Consider the following 4,226-nt stretch of genomic DNA (forward strand, 5'->3'; position numbering starts at 1 on the left):
CCTCGCGCGACATGGTGCTCAGGCTCGCCGAGCGTCTGGACGTGCCCTTGCGCGAACGCAACGTGCTGCTGGTGGCCGCCGGCTATGCGCCGGCATTCCCGCAGCGCCAGCTGGAGGATCCGGCCTTGAAATCAGCCCGCCAGGCGATCGACCTCGTCCTTAGAGCGCACGAGCCCAATCCCGCGCTGGCGGTGGACAGGCACTGGAACCTGGTCTCCGCCAATCGCATGGTGGCGCCGCTACTCGACGGCATCCCACAGCATCTGCTCGGCCAGCCCTTCAACGTGCTGCGGCTCGCCTTCCATCCCGAGGCGCTGGCGCCGCGCACGGTCAACCTTGCAGAATGGTGCGGGCATCTGTTGGAGCGGCTGCACCGGCAATGCGAGGCGACCGCCGATCCCGAGCTGATCAAGCTCTACAACGACCTGAAGAGCTATCCCATTCCGGCGCGCGCGGCCCCGCTTTCGAGCGACAGTGTCGCGATCCCGTTCAAGCTGCGACATGGCGGCGAGATCCTCAGCTTCTTCTCCACCACCATGGTGTTCGGCACGCCGGTGGACATCACGCTGTCGGAGCTGGCGCTGGAGACCTTCTTTCCGGCGGATGAGCGCACTGCCGAACGGCTGAAGCAGATGGCGGCCGGTTTGCCATAGCGGCGTTTACAGGCAGGAGCGGCCCCCGCATAATCTGCGGATGGACACACGCGCGTTCCGGCGGTTGCGGCCGGCCAATCCCGTCGGTGATCTCCTGCGCGGCTGGCGCATGCGCCGAGCCTCGAGCCAGGCGGGGCTGGCGTTCGAGGCCGGCATCTCGGTCAAGCATCTCAGCCATGTCGAGACCGGCAAGGCGGCAGCAAGCCGGGACATTCTGCTGCAACTCGCATCCGCTCTCGATTTGTCGCTGCGCGACCGCAACGCGCTGCTCGAGGCCGGCGGCTTCGCCCGGCAATATGGCGAGCGCGACCTTGCCGCGCCCGAGCTTGCCGATGCGCGGCGCGCCATCGATCTTCTGCTGCGACGGCACGAGCCGTTCCCAGCGATCGTGACCGACCGGCGCTGGAATGTGAAGCAGGCCAATCGCGCCGCCTCGCGCCTGATGACCATGCTGCTCGGCCCTGAGCGCATGCAGCGGCCGCTCAATCACATGCGCATGTTCCTCGCGCCCAACGAGCTCAAGCCGTTCATCGAGAACTGGCCCGCCGTCGCGGCTGCTCTGCTGTCGCGTGCGCGCCATGAAGCGATGGCTGCGCCGCTCGATGAGGCCTTGCAATCGACCTGGCGCGAATTGATGCGGCTGCCGGAGCTTCCCGCACTTGGGATCGAGGACAGCGCCGTGCCGGGACCGCTCTGCGAGGTGCGTCTGCGCAAGGGCGACGTCGGCATCGGCCTGATCGGTGCGGTGCTGACGCTCGGCACGCCGCAGGACGTGACGCTGCAGGAGCTTCGCGTCGAGATGTTCATGCCTGTTGATGCCGCATCCGAGGCCGCGCTGATCGCGCTCGCGGCTCAGGACGCCTGAGCCTGCACGGGCTCGCGCCGCTCGAAGCTCATCGCCTGCATCACCTCCGCGAACGGTCCCTTGCGGTCGCTCAGTGTCGCCGTGGTGAGGCCCGCGCCATTGGCGCCGACGCGCGTCGTGGCGCGGATCAGGATCCATTCGCCCTCCGGCGGCCGAAAGAAATAGAGGCTGATCTCCGGGTTGATAAAGGTCCAGTCGCGCATGTCGACGATCTGCGCGACGCCGCTGGAAAAGTCCGCGGCTTGCACCGCTTGCAACAGCGGCGTGTTCGGCTCGCCCTCGACCAGGGCCGCATCGAGCCGCATCCAGGCCGCCGCAGGGCCTGGTTTTTCCAGCGCGCCCTCGATCAGCCGCACCGAGACGTTCTGGAAATAGCGGCTCCATTTCTGCGCGAAAGCCGGCGGTGGAGCACCCGCCTCGGGCGCCTTGTCGACCGCCGCGGGCCTCGCAAAGGGATCGACGGGCGATTCTGCGCTCGGCGCCGTCAGCAGTGCCGTGCAACGGCCGATCTCCGTCTCGCCGTCCATCAGCCGCACCTGCAAGGTCTTGGCCTTGCGGCCATCGCGCAGCAATTCGCTGACGGTCCTGAAGGCGCGCAGGCCCGCCGGTCGCCACAGATCGAAGGTCAGGCGCCGCACGGCGAAGCCGGATTCTGCGGCGAGACGCTCGACCTCGCGGGTCATGAGGGCGGTGGTGGCGCTTCCCTGCAACATGTCCGGCGACCACGGACCGCCGGCATGCTCCGTGGCCCGGAATTGATGGCCTTCCGGCCTAAAAATGGCGCTCATTGCGGTCTTCCCTTCTTGATCCCTGGGCTTGATCGTGGCCGCGAGTATCCCGGCGGGCCGGACCTGTCACAATAACCGCAGAGGTGAAGTCGTGAGCCATGCAGGTCCGGTGCCTTGCGCCGTCTCCGGTTCGGCTTATCTTGCGGCGAACCCGTATTGCCCGAAGGAGGCGCCTGACATGAGCACGCTCAAACCGCTCCAGATCGACGTCGTCTCCGACGTGGTGTGCCCCTGGTGCTATATCGGCAAGCACCGGATCGAGAGCGCGCTCGCGCTCGTTCCGGACGTTCCGGTCAAGCTCAATTTCCGCCCGTTCTTCCTCAATCCCTGGGTGCCACGCGAGGGCATCAGCCGCGAGGCCTATCTCACCCAGAAGTTCGGTTCGGTGGAGGCCTATAAGGGCATCGCCGGGCGCGTCGTTGCGGCCGCAAGCGAAGAGGGCCTTCTCTACAAGCCCGAGCTGGTCGCCCGTCAGCCCAACACGACCGACTGCCATCGCCTCATCCTGTGGGCGGAAGCGATCGGCAAGGCGCCCGAGATGAAGCAGCGCCTGATGGAGCTGTATTTCCGCGACGGCGGCGATCTCACCGATGTGAGCGTGCTGGTACAGGCGGCCGCCGACATCGGCCTCGATGCCGAGGACGTGCGCAAGCGCCTTGCCACCGACGAGGACGTCGCGCGCGTTTCGGCCGACGCGCAGGAAGCCGCTGAGAAGGGCATCTCCGGCGTGCCGACCTATGTGTTCGCGCAGAAATACGCCGTCTCCGGCGCGCAGGATCCGAACCTGCTCGCCCGCGCCATCCGCCAGGTCTCGGAGGAGATCAACGCGCAGGCGGCGGAGTAGCTTTCGCTTATTTGCGGAGCCGGCGAACCATGCGGCGCGCAGCCTCATGCGCCGCGTTGACGCCGACCAGCGCTCCGTAAATGAGCGCGACGACCGGATCGTGCCGGCGCAGCGGGATCAGCACGTCACCAATTGCGAAGCGTCCGCGCCAGATCGGGTTGATCATGGGGTGGTCGGCGCCCGCAGTGGAATCCGCGCTGGCGATGGCGGGATCGGCGCAGAGATGGCGGGTGAGGTCGAGCGTGAGCTGCACGCCCGGCGAATATCTTGCAAAGCGCTCGTCGATGCCGAGCTTGAAGAAGAAAGCGCGATCCTGATGGCGCAGCACGATGCCGGCGGCAATCGGCGTCGCGCCGGCGCGAAGCGTGATGATCTCGCACTGCGCGGTCTCAGCCAGCGCCGGGACGGCGCGGCGAATGAAGGTCGCATCACCCGCATGCTGGACCAGTGCGGTGCCGCGCTGGCCTTTCCAGCCGCTGGCCTCGAGCTGCAAGAATGTTTCGAGCGCGGACGCGATCTCGTCAGGCCGGCGTGCCACGTCGAACGTAACAGGGCCGTGCTCTTCGAGGCGATGGCGCAGGCGGCGCAGCTCCTTGAGCTTCTTGGTGCCGAGCGCGTCGCGCAGCAGCGTTTCGCTGTCCTGCGTCGCATCGAGGCTGGCGCGGACGTAGGAGGAAAGCACGCGCGGCTTCAGGCCGTCGCGGCTCAGGACCTGGCTGAGTGCATTCATCGCAGCACCGTTGAGCGCGACGTCATTCAGCACGAGCGCATGCGCGCCGGCTTCGCGCGCCCTCTGCAACAGAGATGCGGCTGCCTCGATCGGCGCGTCGCGGTCGATCGGCGGACTGCACAGCGTGCCGTAGGGATGCGCGCTCACCAGCGCGGGCAGGGGTATCTTCCAGGCGCGCCACAGCGAGATCACCGGCATCAGCCCGATCAGCCGCGTCGAAGAACCGTCGAATGCGGGTAAGGCCGAGGCTTCGGTTCGGCCGCGCGCGGTTGCGCTGACGGCGAGCTCCCAGGCCGGGAGGTAATATCCGTTCGGCTCGACCGCGCGCTGCGCGAGCGCGCGCCAT

Annotated in this window: 5 protein-coding genes; 3 read left to right on the forward strand and 2 right to left on the reverse strand. The window is 67.4% G+C overall.

The genetic code is table 11. The features are described 5' to 3' along the window. Together MOV75_RS29120 and MOV75_RS29125 are read left to right on the forward strand one after the other, a co-directional pair. The coding region (locus MOV75_RS29120) for a transcriptional regulator (protein ID WP_247007057.1) at positions 1-653 on the forward strand (653 nt) is incomplete at its 5' end. Between the two features lie 40 nt (positions 654-693). Next, entirely contained in the window at positions 694-1,518 is an 825-nt protein-coding gene (locus MOV75_RS29125) for a helix-turn-helix domain-containing protein (RefSeq protein WP_247007058.1), read from the forward strand. Here the strand turns inward: MOV75_RS29125 and MOV75_RS29130 are convergent. Further along, on the reverse strand, positions 1,506-2,306 hold the full coding sequence (locus tag MOV75_RS29130) for a thioesterase family protein (RefSeq protein ID WP_246925196.1): 801 nt from the start codon (positions 2,304-2,306) through the stop codon (positions 1,506-1,508). The two genes, MOV75_RS29125 and MOV75_RS29130, sit on opposite strands and share 13 nt — an antisense overlap. 178 nt (positions 2,307-2,484) lie before the next feature. Between MOV75_RS29130 and MOV75_RS29135 the strand changes: the two genes are divergently transcribed. Continuing rightward, positions 2,485-3,150, forward strand: a complete 666-nt coding sequence (locus MOV75_RS29135) for a DsbA family oxidoreductase (RefSeq protein WP_246925199.1) — start codon at positions 2,485-2,487, stop codon at positions 3,148-3,150. Positions 3,151-3,157: 7 nt separating this feature from the next. Here the strand turns inward: MOV75_RS29135 and MOV75_RS29140 are convergent. Next, positions 3,158-4,226, reverse strand: a 1,069-nt coding sequence (locus MOV75_RS29140) for a GNAT family N-acetyltransferase (RefSeq protein WP_247007059.1), incomplete at its 5' end; no start/stop codon positions are given.

This window comes from Bradyrhizobium sp. PRIMUS42 (genome assembly GCF_023006515.1).
Taxonomy (GTDB): domain Bacteria; phylum Pseudomonadota; class Alphaproteobacteria; order Rhizobiales; family Xanthobacteraceae; genus Bradyrhizobium.